Annotated in this window: 18 protein-coding genes; 13 read left to right on the forward strand and 5 right to left on the reverse strand. The window is 62.3% G+C overall.

Annotation, left to right across the window (positions count from 1 at the left end; translation table 11 throughout):
• Positions 1 to 12: 12 nt before the first annotated feature.
• Both KHO30_RS20505 and KHO30_RS20510 read left to right on the forward strand, forming a co-directional pair.
• Positions 13 to 786: an ABC transporter ATP-binding protein gene (locus KHO30_RS20505; RefSeq protein ID WP_054043663.1), complete on the forward strand. Its 774-nt coding sequence runs from the start codon at positions 13 to 15 to the stop codon at positions 784 to 786.
• Positions 786 to 1,502, forward strand: coding sequence for an ABC transporter ATP-binding protein (locus tag KHO30_RS20510; RefSeq protein ID WP_093638918.1), 717 nt, complete (start codon positions 786 to 788; stop codon positions 1,500 to 1,502). Before KHO30_RS20505 ends, KHO30_RS20510 begins: the two co-directional genes overlap by 1 nt.
• A gap of 88 nt (positions 1,503 to 1,590) precedes the next feature.
• Here KHO30_RS20510 and KHO30_RS20515 read toward each other — a convergent pair whose 3' ends face one another.
• Both KHO30_RS20515 and KHO30_RS20520 read right to left on the reverse strand, forming a co-directional pair.
• Positions 1,591 to 2,058 carry a GNAT family acetyltransferase gene (locus KHO30_RS20515; protein WP_200564721.1) on the reverse strand — a complete coding sequence of 156 codons (468 nt, stop codon included), beginning with the start codon at positions 2,056 to 2,058 and terminating at the stop codon, positions 1,591 to 1,593.
• 18 nt (positions 2,059 to 2,076) lie between these two features.
• Positions 2,077 to 3,261 (reverse strand): acetylornithine transaminase, encoded by a 1,185-nt coding sequence (locus tag KHO30_RS20520; RefSeq protein WP_211702033.1) that lies wholly within the window; start codon positions 3,259 to 3,261, stop codon positions 2,077 to 2,079.
• 557 nt (positions 3,262 to 3,818) lie between these two features.
• Between KHO30_RS20520 and KHO30_RS20525 the strand changes: the two genes are divergently transcribed.
• Entirely contained in the window at positions 3,819 to 4,211 is a 393-nt protein-coding gene (locus KHO30_RS20525; protein ID WP_211702034.1) for a hypothetical protein, read from the forward strand.
• On the opposite strand, the gene KHO30_RS20530 is transcribed toward KHO30_RS20525, so the two are convergent.
• A complete protein-coding gene (locus KHO30_RS20530) occupies positions 4,177 to 5,208 on the reverse strand; it encodes a CDP-6-deoxy-delta-3,4-glucoseen reductase (RefSeq protein WP_211702036.1) in 1,032 nt (343 codons plus the stop codon). The two genes, KHO30_RS20525 and KHO30_RS20530, sit on opposite strands and share 35 nt — an antisense overlap.
• A 94-nt stretch (positions 5,209 to 5,302) precedes the next feature.
• Between KHO30_RS20530 and KHO30_RS20535 the strand changes: the two genes are divergently transcribed.
• A complete protein-coding gene (locus tag KHO30_RS20535; protein ID WP_211702038.1) occupies positions 5,303 to 6,337 on the forward strand; it encodes an NAD-dependent epimerase/dehydratase family protein in 1,035 nt (344 codons plus the stop codon).
• Between the two features lie 102 nt (positions 6,338 to 6,439).
• Here the strand turns inward: KHO30_RS20535 and KHO30_RS20540 are convergent, their stop codons facing one another.
• Together KHO30_RS20540 and KHO30_RS20545 are read right to left on the reverse strand one after the other, a co-directional pair.
• A complete protein-coding gene (locus tag KHO30_RS20540) occupies positions 6,440 to 6,628 on the reverse strand; it encodes a hypothetical protein (protein WP_093638935.1) in 189 nt (62 codons plus the stop codon).
• A gap of 168 nt (positions 6,629 to 6,796) precedes the next feature.
• Positions 6,797 to 7,507, reverse strand: a complete 711-nt coding sequence (locus tag KHO30_RS20545; protein WP_211702040.1) for a pseudouridine synthase — start codon at positions 7,505 to 7,507, stop codon at positions 6,797 to 6,799.
• A 94-nt stretch (positions 7,508 to 7,601) separates the two neighbouring features.
• On the opposite strand from KHO30_RS20545, the gene KHO30_RS20550 reads away from it, so the two are divergent.
• The 9 genes from KHO30_RS20550 to KHO30_RS20590 all read left to right on the forward strand — a co-directional run bounded on the left by KHO30_RS20550 (position 7,602) and on the right by KHO30_RS20590 (position 18,630).
• On the forward strand, positions 7,602 to 8,861 hold the full coding sequence (locus tag KHO30_RS20550) for an MFS transporter (RefSeq protein ID WP_211702042.1): 1,260 nt from the start codon (positions 7,602 to 7,604) through the stop codon (positions 8,859 to 8,861).
• Positions 8,862 to 9,046: 185 nt separating this feature from the next.
• Positions 9,047 to 10,012 (forward strand): MurR/RpiR family transcriptional regulator, encoded by a 966-nt coding sequence (locus KHO30_RS20555; RefSeq protein ID WP_211702044.1) that lies wholly within the window; start codon positions 9,047 to 9,049, stop codon positions 10,010 to 10,012.
• Complete coding sequence (locus tag KHO30_RS20560; RefSeq protein WP_211702045.1) at positions 10,009 to 11,001, forward strand: isoaspartyl peptidase/L-asparaginase family protein; 993 nt, start codon at positions 10,009 to 10,011, stop codon at positions 10,999 to 11,001. Before KHO30_RS20555 ends, KHO30_RS20560 begins: the two co-directional genes overlap by 4 nt.
• Positions 11,002 to 11,100: 99 nt before the next feature.
• On the forward strand, positions 11,101 to 13,023 hold the full coding sequence (locus tag KHO30_RS20565; protein WP_211702047.1) for a dipeptide ABC transporter ATP-binding protein: 1,923 nt from the start codon (positions 11,101 to 11,103) through the stop codon (positions 13,021 to 13,023).
• 118 nt (positions 13,024 to 13,141) lie between these two features.
• Positions 13,142 to 14,704: a glutathione ABC transporter substrate-binding protein GsiB gene (gsiB, locus tag KHO30_RS20570; RefSeq protein ID WP_211702049.1), complete on the forward strand. Its 1,563-nt coding sequence runs from the start codon at positions 13,142 to 13,144 to the stop codon at positions 14,702 to 14,704.
• A gap of 108 nt (positions 14,705 to 14,812) precedes the next feature.
• Positions 14,813 to 15,733 carry a glutathione ABC transporter permease GsiC gene (gene gsiC, locus KHO30_RS20575; RefSeq protein WP_054037376.1) on the forward strand — a complete coding sequence of 307 codons (921 nt, stop codon included), beginning with the start codon at positions 14,813 to 14,815 and terminating at the stop codon, positions 15,731 to 15,733.
• A gap of 7 nt (positions 15,734 to 15,740) precedes the next feature.
• On the forward strand, positions 15,741 to 16,646 hold the full coding sequence (gsiD, locus tag KHO30_RS20580) for a glutathione ABC transporter permease GsiD (RefSeq protein ID WP_054037373.1): 906 nt from the start codon (positions 15,741 to 15,743) through the stop codon (positions 16,644 to 16,646).
• Positions 16,643 to 17,797: a DmpA family aminopeptidase gene (locus tag KHO30_RS20585; protein ID WP_211702051.1), complete on the forward strand. Its 1,155-nt coding sequence runs from the start codon at positions 16,643 to 16,645 to the stop codon at positions 17,795 to 17,797. Before gsiD ends, KHO30_RS20585 begins: the two co-directional genes overlap by 4 nt.
• Complete coding sequence (locus KHO30_RS20590; RefSeq protein ID WP_211702053.1) at positions 17,797 to 18,630, forward strand: M55 family metallopeptidase; 834 nt, start codon at positions 17,797 to 17,799, stop codon at positions 18,628 to 18,630. The genes KHO30_RS20585 and KHO30_RS20590 overlap by 1 nt, the downstream gene beginning before the upstream one ends.
• The last annotated feature ends 7 nt before the right edge of the window (positions 18,631 to 18,637 follow it).

An 18,637-nucleotide genomic window follows, 5' to 3' on the forward strand; every position in this document is an offset into this window, starting at 1 on the left:
ACGGAGAAAAATATGAGCGATAACATTCGACTGTCCGTCAAGGGCGTGAACAAGCGCTTCGGCGGCCTGCAGGCGCTGTCCGACGTCGGCCTGCAGATCAAGTCGGGCCAGATTTACGGCCTGATCGGCCCGAACGGCGCCGGCAAGACGACCTTCTTCAACGTGATCACGGGTCTGTACACGCCGGATTCGGGCGAGTTCAAGCTCGACGGCACGGAGTACACGCCGACCGCCGTCTATCAGGTGGCGAAGGCGGGGATTGCGCGTACGTTCCAGAACATCCGTCTGTTCGGCGGTATGACTGCGCTGGAAAACGTGATGGTCGGCCGTCATGTGCGTACCAAGCACGGCCTGATCGGCGCGGTGTTCCAGACGCCGGCCGAGCGCAAGGAAGAGCGCGAGATCAAGGAACGCGCGATCGAACTGCTGGAATACGTCGGCATTGCGCAGTACGCGGACTACACGTCGCGCAATCTGTCGTACGGTCACCAGCGCCGTCTGGAAATCGCCCGCGCGCTGGCAACGGATCCGAAGCTGCTCGCACTGGATGAACCGGCTGCCGGCATGAACGCAACGGAAAAGGTCGAGCTGACCAAGCTGCTCGACAAGATCCGCAGCGACGGCAAGACGATTCTGCTGATCGAGCACGACGTGAAACTGGTGATGGGTCTGTGCAACCAGATGACGGTGCTCGACTACGGCAAGGTGATTGCGCAAGGTCTGCCTTCAGACGTGCAGAAGGATCCGAAGGTGATCGAAGCTTATCTGGGTGCGGGGGTCCACTAATGGCAACGGCAATGTTGAAAATCAAGGGCCTGCAGGTCAATTACGGCGGCATCCAGGCAGTCAAGGGTATCGATCTCGAAGTTGCGCAGGGCGAACTGGTCACGCTGATCGGCGCGAACGGCGCGGGCAAGACCACGACGATGAAGGCGATCACGGGTCTGAAGCCGTACTCGGCAGGCGATATCGAGTACATGGGTGAGTCGATCAAGGGCATCCCGGCGCACGAGCTGCTCAAGCGCGGTCTCGCGATGGTGCCGGAAGGCCGCGGGATTTTCTCACGCATGTCGATCGTCGAGAACATGCAGATGGGTGCGTATCTGCGCAACGACACCGACGCCATCAAGGCAGACGTCGATCGTATGTTCGGCTTTTTTCCGCGCCTGAAGGAACGTGCGACGCAATATGCGGGCACGTTGTCGGGCGGCGAACAGCAGATGCTGGCAATGGCGCGCGCGATCATCAGCAAGCCGAAGTTGTTGTTGCTGGATGAACCGTCGATGGGTCTGTCGCCGATCATGGTCGAGAAGATCTTCGAAGTGGTGCGGGCGATCTCGGCTGAAGGCATGACGGTGCTGCTGGTCGAGCAGAACGCGCGTCTCGCGTTGCAGGCGGCGAACCGCGGCTACGTGATGGACTCGGGCCTGGTGACGATGTCCGGTGATGCGAAGCAGATGCTGGATGACCCGAAGGTTCGGGCAGCTTATCTGGGTGAATAACTCGGGTTAAATTTGCTGTAGACGCAAAAAGGCCGCATGCGCGATCGAAGCGCATGCGGCCTTTTTCTATTCAGGCGATTGCCCGCGCTTAAGCCGCCGGCGTTTCCGCCAGTTCGCCCAGTCGTTTGCCGAGACTGATAACAGCATCCGCACGATACCCGAGCGCTTCATAGAACGCGCGCACGTCGTCCTTCGCGGAGAGCACCTGCAAATTCAGCTTCGGGCATCCACGTTCGGTCAGCGCGTTTTCGACATGGGCGACGAGGCGCGTGCCGATGCCGTGACGTCGCAACGATTCATCCACCGCGAGCGAATACAGCCAGCCTCGGTGCCCGTCATAACCGCCCATCACCGTGCCGACGATACGCTCGTCGAACACGGCGACAAAGAACAGTTCCGGCTGCGTCGCCAGCTTGTTGGCGATCGACAGATGCGGATTGCGCTGTGGTCTCGTCACGTCCCGATACTCGGGGAATGCTTCCTGCCACAGCGCGACCACGGCGTCGGTGTCGCTCGCTTCGAAGCGGCGGATCGATAGCGTTGCGGTCGTCGTCATACGCGCTTTCCTGTGTGATTACAGCGTGTCGAGAATCGAACGCAGCATCGCCATCATCTGGTCGATTTCTTCATTCGTGACGTTCAGTGCCGGCATGAAACGCAGCAGGTTCGGACGCGCCGCGTTCAGCAGCAGGCCGTCGGGCTGCATCAGGCGAGCCTTCTCGACGATCTGGTTGCCGATGTCCTTGCCGAGCAGCAGGGCGCGCAGTAGACCTTCACCGCGTTCGCCTTCGAAGCCGCGCTCTTCCGACAGTTCGAGCAGCTTGGCGCGCAGATATTCGCCGCGTGCACGCACGCCTTCGAGGAAGCCCGGCGCGGTCAGCTGCGAGATCACCGAGTAGCCGACCGCAGTCATCAGCGGATTGCCGTTGTAAGTACCGCCCTGGTCGCCTGCTTCGAACACGGCGATTTCAGCTTTGGCGAGCAGCGCCGCGAGCGGCACGCCCCCACCGATGCCCTTGCCGAGCGTCATGATGTCCGGCTCGATGCCCGACAGTTCATACGCGAACAAGGTGCCGGCACGGCCGCAACCGCTTTGCACTTCGTCGACGATCAGGAGCAGATTGTGTTTCTTGGTCAGCGCCCGCAGTTGCTGCATGAACTCGCGCGTGGCGGGAATCACGCCGCCTTCGCCCTGAATCGGCTCCAGCATTACCGCGACGGTCTTCGCATTGATCAGCTTTTCGACCGATGCGATGTCGTTCAGATCCGCCTTCGGGAAGCCCGGCACTTGCGGTGCGTAGATCGTGTCCCAACCCGGCTTGCCGCTTGCCGACATGGTGGCGAGCGTGCGGCCGTGGAAGCTGTGATCGAACGTGATGATTTCGAACGCGCCGTCCTTGAACTTCTTGCCCCACTTGCGCGCGAGCTTGATTGCGCCTTCGTTCGCTTCGGCGCCGCTGTTCGCGAAGAACACCTTGTCGAAGCAGCTGTGCTGGGTGAGCAGTCCGGCGAGCTTCGCCATCGGCTCGTTGTAGAAGGCCGGCGACGGATTCAGCAGCAGCTTCGATTGCGTGTTGAGCGCTTCGATCATGCCGTCGTTGCAATGGCCGAGGCTGTTGACCGCCCAGCCCTGGATGAAATCCAGATATCGCTTGCCGTTATTGTCGTAGAGCCACGAGCCCTTGCCGTGCGTGAAAACGATTTCGGGCCGGTTCGTGATGTACATCAGCGACTCGATCGGGTACTCATTGAAATTCATGACGGCAAGCTCCAGACAGCGGGGTGAAGGGTGAGTGAGCGGTTGGCCTCAAATGAAGCAGCGGCCGGTGAAAACAAAAAAAGCAAACAAAAAAGCCACGGCATGCCGTGGCTTTCATGATTCGAACTGCTTGCGCCGTTGTGCGGCGCGAATCCGTGACGAAGCCAGCGGCGCCCCTAAGGGAGCGGCGAGCGGCGACGTCGGAGTTCGGACTGGATGCGGTTCATGCGCGAAAGAATACGACAAGAAAAGCGCTGGTGTAAACCATGAATTTGCATTGGGCGGATATTTTTTGTCCGCAGCGGCAGACCAGGTTGTACGCCGATTATGAGATCGGCGGCTGACTAAAATGTGAAATTGGCTGTTTGAGCAGCTGTCCGGCAGGGCGGAACAAGCCGGCATAAAGCGGTACAAACGGCCGCCAGAAATGCAAATGGGCGCTCAGGAGAGCGCCCATTTTCAATCAGGAAGCCGGGGGTCCGCCCATCCGAAGATAGCTGCCGACGCTGATCCCGACTTATCGCAAGCAATTCTAAAAGCACAGGAGCCAAAGGTCAATGAAGCACCTGACAGATGAAGAAATTACTGCAGTCGCCGCACTGCTTTCGGGCGAACGTCTCGGTACGTTTCAGGCAATGGCAGGCAGCACTCGTGCAGCCGTCGCTCTTCATCAGGAGATGTTGCAGCTTGCCGGTGCACTGATGAGCGTTACTGCGGTGGTCGAAATCGCATTGCGCAAGCTGCTCAAGCCAGAGCATGCGGCGCTAGAAAATCAGGCGCACGCGTTGCAGATCAGACTCGACGCGTTCGTCCGTGCAAATCATCCATGCGCAAAGCACGGCCATATGCATAGCCGTGCTTTCAGAACTCCGCTTCGCGAGCATCGACGCACCTGCGCCGATGCTACGCACTCCCTCAAACCGCGTTCGCCAGATCCGCCGCGCTCGTGAAGGAGTCCGCGTAGAACTCGTCTTCCGGCAGCCCATGATGCTGGGTGAAATCGCGCTGTGCCGACTCGACCATCACCGGTGCGCCGCACGCGTACACCTGATACGGCGACAGGTCCGGCAGATCCTCGATCACCGCGCGATGCACGAAGCCGACGCGACCCGTCCACGCGTCGCCCGCGTCCGGTTCCGACAGCACCGGCACGAACTTGAAGTTCGGAATCTCGCGAGCCCATTGCTCGGCGAGCTCGAGCAGGTACAGGTCCTTCTTGCGGCGCGCGCCCCAATAAAGCGTCATCGGCCGGTTCAGGTTCTTGAACACCGCGTGTTCGACGATCGCCTTCAGCGGCGCGAAGCCCGTGCCCGAGGCGAGCAGCACGATCGGCTTGTCCGAGTCTTCACGCAGGAAGAAGGTGCCGAGCGGGGCTTCGAAGCGCAGGATGTCACGCTCTTTTATCGTGTTGAACACGTGGTCCGTGAATGCGCCGCCGGGCATATGACGGATATGCAATTCGATCGGGCCTTCGGTGTGCGGCGCACTCGCCATCGAATAGCTGCGGCGCTTGCCGTCTTTCAGAATGAATTCGAGGTACTGGCCGGCCAGATATTGCAGACGCTCGTTAGCGGGCAATTGCAACTTCAGCACGACGACATCGTCGGCCTTGCGCTCGATCGCGTTCACTCGGCACGGCAGTTTCTTGACCTGCACGTCGCCTACGCCGGCTACTTCGCGGATATCCACTTCGAGATCGGAGCAGGCCGTCGCGCAGCAGAAGAGGGCCATGCCGCGCGTCTTTTCGTCGTTCGACAAAGCCGACGACGAATGCTGACGCTGTTCGATCTGACCGCTGACCACGGTGCCTTTGCATGAGCCGCAGGCGCCGTTCTTGCAGCCGTACGGCAGACCAATGCCCTGGCGCAAGGCCGCGATCAGGACCGGTTCGTCCTGTTCTACCTGAAACTGCCGGCCGCTTTGCCGGAGCGTGACGTTAAATGCCATAGAGTGTTCGAAATCGAAAAGTCGGTAATCGTTATCGGACCCGCTGTGCAACTGTGCGGTACCTGCCGCGCTTGACGGCTACAATGCGTCCACCATGAAAGCGACACGAAATTTACGCCGGCCGCGCGTGTTGATTGTTGGCTGCGGGGACGTTGGCATGCGCTGCGTGCCCCTGTTGCGGCCACACGCGCATGTCTTCGCGCTCACCAGCCACGCCGAGCGCGGTGCCGAATTGCGCGCCGCCGGCGTCACGCCGCTGGTCGGCGACCTCGACGCGCGCCGCAGCCTGAAACGGCTTGCCGGCCTCGCGCCGACGGTGCTGCATCTCGCGCCACCGCAAAAGACCGGTGACGATGACCGCCGCACCCGCGCCTTGCTCGCAACGTTGAGCGCACGCCGTGATCGGGCGATGCGCGCCGCGCGCGGCGCGGTGGCGCCGGTAGGGCGGCTGCGCCGCGGGTTGCGCAACTTGAGTGCCTCATGGGCGGAATCTGAAGCAGCCAATATTGTACCCGACAGGGTGCGCTGGACCGCCGCTCCGCACGTGCCTGTGAGGCTGGTGTACGCGAGCACGACAGGCGTGTACGGCGATTGTGGCGGCACGTGGATCGACGAGACGCGCGCGCCGCAGCCGGCTAATGCACGCGCCAAGCGGCGCGTCTCGGCCGAGCGGCAATTGCGGCGCGCCACCGCGCGCGGCGTGGTCGCTGCCAGCATCGCGCGGATTCCGGGCATCTATGCGAGCAACCGCCTGCCGCTCGCGCGGCTGGAAAAGCGCACTCCTGCCCTGATCGACGCCGACGACGTCTACACCAACCATATCCACGCCGACGACCTGGCCGCGATCCTCGTGCGTCTCGCCACCCACGGGCGGCCGGGGCGCGTGATTCATGCGTCCGACGATACGTCGCTGAAAATGGGAGAGTACTTCGATGCGGTGGCCGATGCGTTCGGCCTCGAGCGCGCGCCTCGCATCACGCGCGCGGAGGCGGAGCAGCAGATCGAGCCGACCTTGCTGTCCTTCATGCGTGAATCGAGGCGGCTCGTGAATCGGCGCCTCAAAGAGGAGTTGCGCGTGCGCTTGCAATATCCGAGTGTCGAGGATTTTTTCGCGAAGCGTGGAAATTGAAAACGCGCCGGCAGGCGGCGCGTTTTCAAGGTATTCGGCCGAGGGAAAATCAAATGCTCGCAGCGCCAGGCATGACCCGGTCAGATTCCCTGCCGCGCTGGCTTACGTCAGCGCCGGCAATGCCTCCAGCAACAGGAAACACAGCATGGCGCCGATCAGCGCGCCGATCAGGTTCGGATGATATTTGTGCCGCAGCCGCATCATGACCAGCAGTCCGCCGACCAGGACGATCCCGAGACACGTGAAAGCAATCATCACGGTCGAAATTTGAATAGTGTCGTGGATGACCATGGCGCCCCTCCCTGAGACCTTTGTAGTCTTCGTTTAAACGAGTATAGAGCGACTTGTAAGGAAGAGCATGCTGCGATGCAGCGTGCAATCAGGTGTCCGCGAGAGCCTATGTGTGGGGGCGCACACGATTCTCCTGACGCATCAAGGCTCTAAAAGGGTCCTACCTGTTTACCCGCTCCGTAAAGATCCGAGGTCGGTTTCGTCGAGCCATTGCCATGCGCCTTCCGCGAGCGTCGCGGGCAATGCGAGTCCACCGATCCGCTCGCGATGCAGCGCTTCGCAACGGTTGCCGGCTGCCGCGATCATCCGCTTGACCTGGTGATATTTGCCTTCCATCACGGTGAGGGCCAGCGCGTGTTCGCCGCGCGCCTCTACGTCGACAGCGACGATCGGCTTGGGCTCGCCGTGCAGCAAGACGCCGTCGCGTAAGGCGTGCAACTGGGCGTCGTCGATGGGATGGCGCGTGGTCGCGATATACAGCTTCGGCACTTTGCGTTTCGGCGACGTGAACATATGCACGAACTTGCCGTCGTCGGAGAGCAGCAGGAGGCCGGTCGTGTCCTGATCGAGGCGGCCCACGCACTGCACGCCACGTTCGGCGAACTGCGGCGGCAGCAGGCTGAACACGCTCAGATGATGCTGCGGATCGCGCGAACATTCGTAGCCGGCAGGTTTGTTCAGCAACAGATAGGCGTGCTCGCGATACGGCCAGACGGCCCCGTCCACGCTGAAGCAGAACGTGCTGTCGTCGGTTGGGAAATCGGCGTCGGCATCGGCGCAGACGGAGCCGTCGATGCTCACGCGGCCGTCGCCGATCAGCGCCCGGCATTGGCGGCGCGAGCCGAAACCTTGTGTGAAGAGGATGCTTTCGAGATTCATGGCGAGCGAAGAATAACACCGCAAGAAGCGGAGCGCCGCGCAGCGCCTTAGCGACCACGATGGTCTTTCCCCATCCCGTCGCAGGAGTTCATCGATGCACGCCGCTTCCTCTTCGTCGTCTTCATCCGCGCTTCGTCTGCCGGCCGCATTCCAGCGGCTCGCATGGTCGAATCTGGTCGCGCAATCCGCTGAGCAGATCAGCCTTGCCGCCGCGCCGCTCGTCGCCGTGTTCGCGCTCGGCGCCGGCGCACGCGAGACCGGTCTGCTGCAAACCGCGCAGACCTTGCCGTTCCTGTTGTTGTCGATTCCGCTCGGCGTATGGGCCGACCGCCGCTCGCGCCGCACGTTGATGACGCTCGCCGAAAGCGTGCGCGTGATCGCAATGTTGTGCGTGCTGCTGCTCCTGATGACGCATGCGCTGAGCTTGCCGCTGCTCGCCGCGCTCGGCTTCATTGCCGCGACTGGCACGGTTGCCTATAACGTCGCGGCGCCTTCGCTGGTGCCGTCGATCGTGCCGCGCGAGGCATACGCCCAGGCCAACGGCCGGCTCGAACTGGCGCGCAGCGTCGCGTATTCGGCGGGACCGGCGCTCGGCGGACTGTTGGTCGGTTGGATCGGCGCGGGATGGGCGTATGGCTGCGCGGCCGGCCTATCGGCGCTGGCCGTCGTCTTGCTCGCGGGGCTGCGCGAACCGCCGCGAGCGGCTGCTCCCCAGCGTCACTTCCTGCTGGAACTGCGCGACGGTACGCGCTTCGTGCTGCGCGACGCGTTGCTGCGTCCGATGCTCGCTACCGCGATCTTCTTCAACCTCGGTTTCTTCGTGCTGCAGGCGGTGTATGTGCCGTACGCCGTGCATCGCTTGGGCTTGAGCGCTTCGATGGTCGGTGTGACGCTCGGCGCGTATGGCGTCGGCATGGTGTGCGGCGCGCTCGCTGCACCGGCCATCGCGCGGCGTCTCGCGTTCGGTCGCGTGCTGATCATCGGACCGTCGTGCGGTTTGCTCGCTTCGCTCGTGATGGTGGCGACGATCGTCACGCCGTCGTTCTGGCTCGCGATGCTGAGCTTCTTCCTGCTCGGCGCCGGACCGATTTTGTGGGTGGTCGGCTCGACCACGCTGCGTCAGGCGATCACACCTGAACGGATGATGGGTCGCGTCTCAGCGCTCAACAGCACCGCGACCTATGGCGCGCGGCCGCTGGGCGCGTTGCTCGGTGCGGCGATCAGTGCGCGCTGGGGGATGGACGCGTGTCTGGTCGCGGCCGCGGCGGCTTTCCTTGTGCAGGCGTTGATCATCGTCATGTCGCCGGCGGCGCGGCTCGCGCATATTCCTGAAGGCGCAGCAGTCGCGCAATGAAAACTGGTTTTCATCGGATGGCATGCGCTGCGTGCCAAGGCAGGTGCGGGCGTCCGTGAAAACCCTCGAAAATGAAAATGAATTTTTTTCGGCGAAATTTCTATGTAAATATACTTTCATGCATTTTGCTTACACCCCCCGAATGAAGTCCTCTTTGAGGGCAGTTACCAGGCCGCCTTGCTCGCATGATCCATCACTCGTCCGTTGCTTCGAACCCCGCCGAGCAGGCCATCGCCACGCGCATCGCCGCGGCGATGCCGACCCTCACGCCGATTCATCGGCGCATGGGCGAATACGTGCTGGCGAATCTGTTCCGTGCGGCGACCATGCGAATCGACGAACTGGCAAGTGTGGTCGGTGCGTCGGTGGCGACGGCGAATCGCTTCGCCCGCGCGCTCGGCTTCGACGGTTATCCGCAGTTTCGGGAAGCGCTAGTACGTGGCTTCGAAGCGACGCTCGCGCCGGTAGAGCGGCTGCGTAGCGCGCAGGAATCGCTTGCTTCCGGCGACGATGTGATTGACGCGTCGCTCGAACAGGCCGCAACCAATCTGCAATCCACTCGCTCAGCGATCGACAGCGCCGCCGCCGAGGCCGCCGTAGAAGCGATCATCTCCGCGCGTCGCGTCTTTGTGCTCGGCGCGGGTTCGAGCGCGTTCCTCGCCGGCTTGATGGAGCACGGCCTGATGCCGTATCACGACAACGTGCAGTCGCTTGCGTTAGTCGGCGGACCCTCGCATGCCGCGCGGCGTCTGTTCGCTTCGAATGAAGGCGATCTGGTGATCGGGATCGTGTTTCCGCGTTACGTCGAAGACACAATCGAACTTGCGCGGCGTGCGGCAAGTCGCGGGGCGCGCGTGCTCGCTTTGACCGACGGCCCGCGCTCGCCGCTCGCGCAATTCGCCGATCTCTCGCTCTATATCCGCTCTGAACGGCGACTTGCGGCCAATGCTGATGCCGCCGTGCTGGCTGTTATCGAAGCGCTGTGCGACGCGGTCGCCTACCGGGCGAAACGCTCGGTGAAGGCCGCCGCCGAAGTCACCGAATTCGTACTGCCGTGGCTTACCGATCCGCAAGCTGCTGTCGCCAGCACAAGCGAGCAGTCTGTGAACGCTTCCACTCGCATTCCCCGCACTACCAAAGCCAAAAAATGAACCCCAACGCAGTCATTGCCATTCACGGCGGGGCAGGCACGATCCTGCGCGCGTCGATGTCGGCCAGCGCCGAAGCCGACTATCACGCTGCCTTGCACGCTGTGCTGAGCGCCGGACAGCGCGTACTCGCCGACGGCGGCAGCGCGCTCGACGCCGTTAGCGAAGCCGTCCGTCTGCTCGAAGACTGTCCGCTCTTCAACGCAGGCCGCGGCGCGGTCTACACAGCCGCCGGCACGCATGAACTCGACGCGGCCATCATGGACGGCAGCACGCTCGACGCCGGTGCGATCTGCTGCGTGACGCGCGTACGCAATCCGATTCTGGCGGCGCGCCGCGTACTCGAACGCAGCGAACACGTGTTGTTTACCGGCGCAGGCGCCGAAGCCTTCGCGGCCGCACAAGGACTTGAATTCGTCGAGCCCGAGTATTTCCATACCGAAGCGCGTCATCGCCAATGGCAACTCGCACGCGGTCAGCAGCGCGCAATGCTCGATCACGACGGCGCGACGCTGGCCTCCGCGCCATCGTCGAGCGACGACGATCCCACGCCGCACGAGCCGATCGATCCGAATCGCAAGTTCGGCACCGTCGGCGCGGTCGCGCTCGACCAGCATGGCCACGTTGCAGCCGCGACATCGACAGGCGGCGTCACCAACAAGCAGGTGGGCCGGGTCGGCGATACGCCGCTGATCGGCGCGGGTTGTTACGCGGACGACGCAACCTGCGCGGTCTCAACCACTGGTTCTGGCGAGATGTTCATGCGCATGGTGGCCGCCTACGACGTGGCGGCGCAGATGGCGTACCGCAACGTCTCGCTCGAAGAAGCAGCGCGCGACGTGGTGATGAACCGCTTGCCGAAGATCGACGGACGCGGTGGCCTGATCGCCGTCGATGCACGCGGCAACGTCACGCTGCCGTTCAACACCGAGGGCATGTATCGCGGTTTCGCACGGATCGGCGAGTCGCCGGTGACGGCGATCTATCGCTGATGCGGTCTTGCTGCATCGTCGCGTGAACTGCCGCTTGAGTTGCCGCTTAAGTTTTCGTTTGAATCACCGTTAGCCGCGTCCGAATCCAAAGGAACCATCGTGCCGACTTCATCGCACACCGCTCGTCCGCTTATCGAAACCTTGCCGCCGCAACGCGTGCTTGCGGTCGACAATCTGTCGGTCGCATTCCGCAGCGGCGACAAGACCGTCAACGCGGTGCGCAATCTCTCGCTGACGGTCGAGCGTGGCGAGACGCTGGCGATCGTCGGCGAATCGGGCTCAGGCAAATCGGTGACATCGCTCGCGTTGATGCGGCTGATCGAGCATGGCGGTGGGCGCCTTGCCGGCGGCAGCATCGCTTTCCGGCGCCGCGACGGCAGCGTGCTCGACCTCGCGAAAGCGTCGTCCGGCACGATGCGTTCGATTCGCGGCGCCGACATCGCGATGATCTTCCAGGAGCCGATGACCTCGCTGAATCCGGTGTTCACGGTAGGCGACCAGATCAGCGAAGCGATTGCACTGCATCAAGGCAAGAGCCGTTCTGCCGCGCACGCCGAAACGCTGCGTCTGCTCGAACTCGTACGCATTCCGGAAGCGCGCCGGGTGGCCGCACGTTTTCCGCATCAGCTGTCCGGCGGTATGCGCCAACGCGTGATGATCGCGATGGCGTTGTCGTGCAAGCCCGCACTACTGATCGCCGACGAGCCGACCACCGCGCTCGACGTCACGATCCAGGCGCAGATCCTGCAATTGATTCGCGGCTTGCAGGACGAGATGAACATGGGCGTGATCTTCATCACGCACGACATGGGTGTGGTGGCCGAGGTGGCCGATCGCGTGCTGGTGATGTATCGCGGCGAGAAAGTGGAAGAGGGGGTGTCGGAGACGTTGTTCGCCGCGCCTTCGCATCCTTATACGAAGGCATTGCTTGCGGCGGTCCCGCGCCTTGGCGCGATGCAGGGCACCGATCAGCCCGCCAAGTTTCCGATTCTGACCGTCGAGCAGGCGGCGCTGACCGGCACCGACGATGCCGTTCGTCCCGCTGCCGCCGTCGCACAAGAAACCCAACCGTTGATCCACGACAGCACGCCGCCGATTCTGCGCGTGCGCGATCTGGTCACGCGCTTTCCGGTCAAGAGCGGCGTGTTCGGGCGTTTGACCGGCCGCGTGCATGCGGTCGAAAAAGTCAGCTTCGATCTGCGCCCGGGTGAAACGCTCGCGCTGGTCGGCGAATCGGGTTGCGGTAAATCGACGACGGGCCGTTCATTGCTGCGCCTCGTCGAAAGCCAGAGCGGCTCGATCGAATTCGACGGCAAGGAAATCAGCTCGCTCACCGGCCCTGCGTTGCAAGCGTTGCGCCGCAATATCCAGTTTATTTTTCAGGACCCGTTTGCTTCGCTGAATCCGCGCTTGACGGTCGGCTTCTCGATCATGGAGCCGCTGCTCGTGCACGGCGTCGCTCAAGGCGCCGAAGCACAAGCGCGCGTGGCGTGGCTGCTCGAAAAGGTTGGCCTGCCACGCGAGGCCGCAGGGCGCTATCCGCACGAATTTTCGGGCGGACAACGGCAACGCATCGCGATTGCGCGTGCGCTGGCATTGAATCCCAAAGTCGTCATCGCCGACGAATCCGTCTCCGCACTGGACGTCTCCGTGCAGGCGCAGATCGTCAACCTGATGCTCGATCTGCAACGCGAACTGGGCGTTGCGTATCTGTTCATTTCGCATGACATGGCGGTGGTGGAGCGTGTCAGCCATCGCGTGGCGGTGATGTATCTCGGCCAGATCGTCGAGATCGGCCCGCGCCGCGCGGTGTTCGAAGCGCCGCAGCACCCGTACACGAAGAAGCTGATGGGCGCGGTGCCGGTCGCCGATCCGGCGCGCCGTCACGCGAAACGCATGCTCGCCGCCGATGAGATTCCGAGCCCGATCCACGCGCTAAATGACGAACCGAGCGTGGCGCCGCTGATTGCGGTCGGACCGGATCATTTCGTGGCGCAGCATCGGGTCGGGGGCGCTTACTAGACGCGATAGATGCCGCGTACCCGTGCGCAGAACTGAACCACGCACTAAGCCTGAAGCAAAAACCATTTTCTCTCGCAGCACATAACCCTGTTTCAATTCGCAGCCTGGAGCCAACCTCATGAACCTGCTGGTCCCGTCTTCTCCGTTTCGTTTGCGCGCGCTGGTCAGCGGCGGCGCGGTGGTGTTCGCGATGCTCGCGGGCAGTGTGGCGCACGCCGATACCACGGCCGTGATGGCTGTTGCGTCGACCTTCACGACGCTCGATCCATACGATGCGAACGACACGCTGTCGCAAGCCGTCGCCAAGTCGTTCTATCAAGGCCTGTTCGGTTTCGACAAGGACATGAAGCTGGTCAACGTGCTAGCCGATAGCTACGAAGCGAGTCCGGATGCCAAGGTCTATACGTTCAAGCTGCGTCATGGCGTGAAGTTCCAGGACGGTACCGACTTCAACGCCGCCGCAGTGAAAGCGAACTTCGACCGCGTGACTGATCCGGCGAACAAGCTCAAACGCTACAACATGTTCAACCGTATCGAGAAGACCGAAGTGGTCGATCCGTACACGGTGAAGATCACCTTGAAGGCGCCGTTCTCGGCGTTCGTCAACGTACTGGCGCATCCGTCGGCGGTGATGATTTCGCCTGACGCGCTGAAGAAGTACGGCAAGGACATCGCGTTCCACCCGGTCGGCACAGGTCCGTTCGAACTGGTGAAATGGGACCCGGCTGGCGACCTGACCGTGAAGAAGTTCGCGGGCTACTGGAAGAAGGGCTACCCGAAGGTCGATGCGATCGACTGGAAACCGGTGGTCGACAACAACACACGTGCTGCGTTGATGCGCACTGGTGAAGCGGACTTCGCGTTCCAGGTGCCGTTCGAACAGGCGGCGCAATTGCAGTCGAGCCCGAAGGTCGATCTGATTGCTTCGCCGTCGATCATCCAGCGCTATATCAGCATGAACGTCAACCAGAAGCCCTTCGACAATCCGAAGGTGCGTGAAGCGCTGAACTACGCGGTCAATAAGGATGCGCTGATCAAGGTCGCGTTTGCCGGGTACGCGACGCCGGCTGAGGGCGTGGTGCCGCAAGGCGTCGAGTACGCGACGAAGCTCGGCCCCTGGCCGTACGATCCGGCGAAGGCGCGTGAACTGCTGAAGGAAGCGGGTTATCCGAACGGTTTCGAAACGACATTGTGGTCCGCGTATAACTACTCGACGGCGCAGAAGGTGATTCAGTTCGTGCAGCAGCAACTCGCGCAAGTCGGCATCAAGGCGCAGGTCGAAGCACTCGAAGCAGGTCAACGCGTCGCCAAGGTGGAAAGCGCGCAGGATCCGGCAACCGCTCCTGTGCGCATGTACTACGCGGGCTGGTCGTCGTCGACGGGTGAAGCGGACTGGGCGATCACGCCGCTGCTCGGATCGGTCTCGTTCCCGCCGAAGATGGTCAACACCGCGTACTACAAGAACGACACGGTCGATACCGATCTGAAGCAGGCGCTCGAAACCACCGACCGCACGCAGAAGGCCGCGCTCTACACCGACGCGCAAAAACGCATCTGGGCCGACGCGCCGTGGATCTTCCTCGTTAAGGAAAAGGTCGTGTTCGCGCGCAGCAAGCGCTTGTCGGGCGCCTATGTCGCGCCGGACGGCTCGTTCAATTTCGACGAGATCGCGATCAAGTGATGAGCCGACCGTTCGGCGCCGTGTGTTCTTCACGAACGCACGGGCCGGACAGTCGCGTACTGCTCTGAAAGATCTTTCGTTGCCCGCATCATTGCCGGATTGGGTTTCATGCTGAACTTCCTCGTCAAACGTATCTTTGGCCTGCTGCCGACGCTCTTCATCGTCGCCGTGCTGGTGTTCCTGTTCGTGCATCTGTTGCCCGGTGATCCGGCGCGTCTCGCGGCCGGTCCCGAAGCGGATGAGGCGACCGTTGCACTGGTGCGTGCCGATCTCGGTCTCGATAAACCGATGCCGCAGCAATTCGCCAACTTCTTCGTGAAGATCGCGCACGGCGACTTCGGCACGTCCACGCGCAGCAAGCGGCCGGTCAGCCAGGAAATCGGCGAGCGCTTCATGCCGACGTTGTTGCTCACGCTCGCGAGCATGGTGTGGGCGGTGGTGCTCGGCATGGGGATCGGCATCGTCTCGGCGGTGTGGCGCAATCGCTGGCCGGACCGGCTCGGCATGACGCTCGCGGTGTCGGGTATTTCGTTTCCCGCGTTCGCGCTCGGCATGCTGCTGATGGAAATCTTTTCGGTGAAGCTCGGCTGGCTGCCGATCGTTGGCGACGGGTCGTGGAAGAGCTACGTGCTGCCTTCGCTCACGCTTGGTGCAGCAGTGGCGGCGGTGATGGCGCGCTTCACGCGTGCTTCGTTCGTCGAAGTGATGAATGAAGATTTCGTGCGTACCGCACGCGCCAAGGGCGTGCCGGAACGGCTCGTCATCATCAAACACTGCTTGCGCAACGCGATGATTCCCGTCATCACGATGATGGGGCTGCAATTCGGCTTTCTGCTGGGCGGCTCGATCGTGGTCGAAGTGGTATTCAACTGGCCGGGGCTCGGGCGCTTGCTGGTGGATGCCGTGGCGATGCGCGACTACCCGGTGATTCAGGCGGAAGTGCTGTTGTTCTCGCTTGAGTTCATCATCATCAACCTGGTTGTGGACGTGCTGTACGCCGTCATCAACCCGACCATCCGTTTCAAGTGAGGCCCGCATGAGCATCTCAGCCACCGAGGCGAATGCGGCCAAGGCCGCTCTCGTAGAAAACGCGATCCGCACACCGTGGAGTGAATTCTGGCGCAAATTCCGCAAGCAGCATGTGGCGCTGGGCGCCGGCATTTTCGTGCTGCTGCTGGTTGCGGTTGCGATTCTCGCGCCGCATATCGTGCCGTACGATCCGGAAAATTTCTTCGACTACGACGCGTTGAACGCGGGGCCATCGGCCGCGCATTGGTTCGGCGTCGATTCACTGGGCCGCGATATTTTCAGTCGCATTCTGGCGGGTTCGCGCATTTCGCTCGAGGCCGGTTTCCTGTCGGTGGCGATCGGTGCGGTGATCGGTACGTTCTTCGGTTTGCTGGCCGGTTACTACGAAGGCTGGTGGGACCGCATCACGATGCGTGTCGCCGATGTGCTTTTTGCCTTCCCCGGCATTCTGCTGGCGATCGGTGTGGTCGCGATTCTCGGCAACGGCATGATCAATGTGATCTGCGCGGTGGCGATTTTCAGCATCCCGGCGTTTGCGCGGCTCGTGCGCGGCAATACGCTGATGCTCAAGCAACTTACCTATATCGAAGCGGCGCGCAGTATCGGCGCATCAGACTGGACCATCATCGTGCGGCATATTCTGCCGGGGACGATTTCGTCGATCGTGGTGTACTTCACGATGCGGATCGGTACGTCGATCATCACGGCGGCGAGCCTGTCGTTTCTCGGACTCGGCGCGCAACCGCCAATGCCGGAGTGGGGTGCGATGCTCAACGAAGCGCGCGCGGATATGGTCACGGCGCCGCATATCGCGCTGTTCCCGAGTCTGGCGATTTTCCTCACTGTGCTGGCATTCAATCTGCTCGGCGACGGTTTGCGCGATGCGCTCGATCCGAAGCTTGACCGGCCATGAGTTTTACCGAAACTGCCGATGAGAACGCACCGCATATCGGCGTGTTACCAAGCGGCCCACGTGGCACGATTGCCGACGTAGAAGGCGTGACGGTCGGACATTGCACGCTGGATGAAGGCGTTGTGCAAACCGGCGTGACCGTGATTCGTCCGCATCGTAGCGATCCTTTTGTGAGCAAGGTGCCTGCTGCGGCCTCTGTGATCAACGGGTTTGGAAAGAGCATTGGGCTCGTGCAGGTTGAGGAGCTCGGCGTGCTGGAGACGCCCATTGCGCTGACCAATACCTTTGGCGTCGCTGCTGTCGCACAAGCGCAGATTCGTGCGGCTATTCAAGGCAATCCGAAAATCGGACGCGAATGGTCGACGGTCAATCCGCTGGTGTTCGAATGTAATGATGGATACCTGAACGATATTCAGGCTTTAGCGGTAAGCGAACGGCATTACAGCGACGCGTATGAGGCTGCAAGCGTCGACGTTGCGAGCGGTTCGGTTGGCGCAGGCCGCGGTATGTCCTGCTTCGATCTGAAGGGTGGTATCGGCAATGCGTCGCGTGTTGTTAACGTAGCAGGGCAGACTTATACGGTCGGCGCGCTGGTGCTGGCGAACTTTGGTCGCCTGCCGATGCTGACGATCGACGGCACGCCGCTCGGTCGCGTGCTCGCCGAACGCGCAGCCAAAGCTGTCGCCGCTGGCGCGGCGACCTTAGCAACTTCGGCGAGCGCAGAGACCTCGGTGAACTCAGCGGCCTCAGCGACATCAGCGCCACACTCAAAACCCGAACAAGGCTCGATCATCATGATCGTCGCCACCGACGCGCCGCTCGACGCTCGTCAACTCAAGCGTCTGTCATTGCGCGCCGCGGCCGGTCTTGCACGAACCGGGTCGGTGTACGGCCACGGCAGCGGCGACATCGCGTTGGCGTTTTCGACGGCCTACACCGTGCCGCACGAATCCGACTTCGTTGCCTTGCCACCCATGCTCGCCGACACACGCCTCGATGCGCTATTCCGTGCCTGCGCGGACAGCGTCGAGCAAGCGATCGTCGATGCGCTATGGAGCGCCACGTCGGTGACGGGCCGCGACGGCCATCGTCGCCTGTCGCTGCACGACGCCGCCCCCGACCTCGCTCAACTTCTCAAGCAATCTTCCTGATGAAAGTCCTGATTTCCGTCGACATCGAAGGCGTGGCTGGCGTGTTTCATCCTGAACAAACGCGCGCGGGCAACGGCGAATACGAAGCCGCGCGCCGCTGGATGACGCTCGAAGCCAACGCGGCGATCGAAGGCGCGTTCGCGGGTGGCGCGACGCACGTGTGGGTCAACGATTCGCATGGCGGCTTTCGCAACCTGCTGCCCGATCTGCTCGATGCGCGTGCCCAGATCGTGCTCGGCAAACCACGTACGCTTGGCATGATGGCCGGCCTTGAATACGGCGCGGCGCTGGTGTTCATGATCGGCTATCACGCAAGGTCGCAAACGCACGGCATTCTCGCGCACACGATCAACAGCTTCGCGTTCGCACGTGTCTCGCTGAACGGCGTCGAAGTCGGCGAGGCGGGATTGTACGGCGCGCTGGCGGAAGAATATGGTGCACAGGTAGCGCTTTTATCCGGCGACGATGTATTCGCCAAGGAAACCGCGCCGCGCTTTCCCGGCGCGCGTTTCGTGGTCACCAAGAGCGCAACGGGGCATGCGAGCGGCGTCACGCAAACACCGGCAAGCGCTCGCGACGCGATCGAAATTGCCGCGCGCGAAGTGGTGCGGCATTACATCGACAAGGGTCATGCGCCGCAAGCCACGCGGGCTGCCGCGAAGCCCGTCGAATGCGAGCTGCGCGTGCAAACTACCGCGCTCGCCGATCTGTTCTGCCAATGGCCGACGCTCACGCGTGTCGACGCCGTCACGTTGCGTTTTAGTGCGGAGTCTGCCGAACATGCGGTGCGCATGCTGAACTGCCTGTCGGCGATGTCGTTCATGCTGCGCTGACCCGTGT

The organism is Paraburkholderia aspalathi (genome assembly GCF_905220735.1).
Lineage (GTDB): Bacteria > Pseudomonadota > Gammaproteobacteria > Burkholderiales > Burkholderiaceae > Paraburkholderia > Paraburkholderia aspalathi.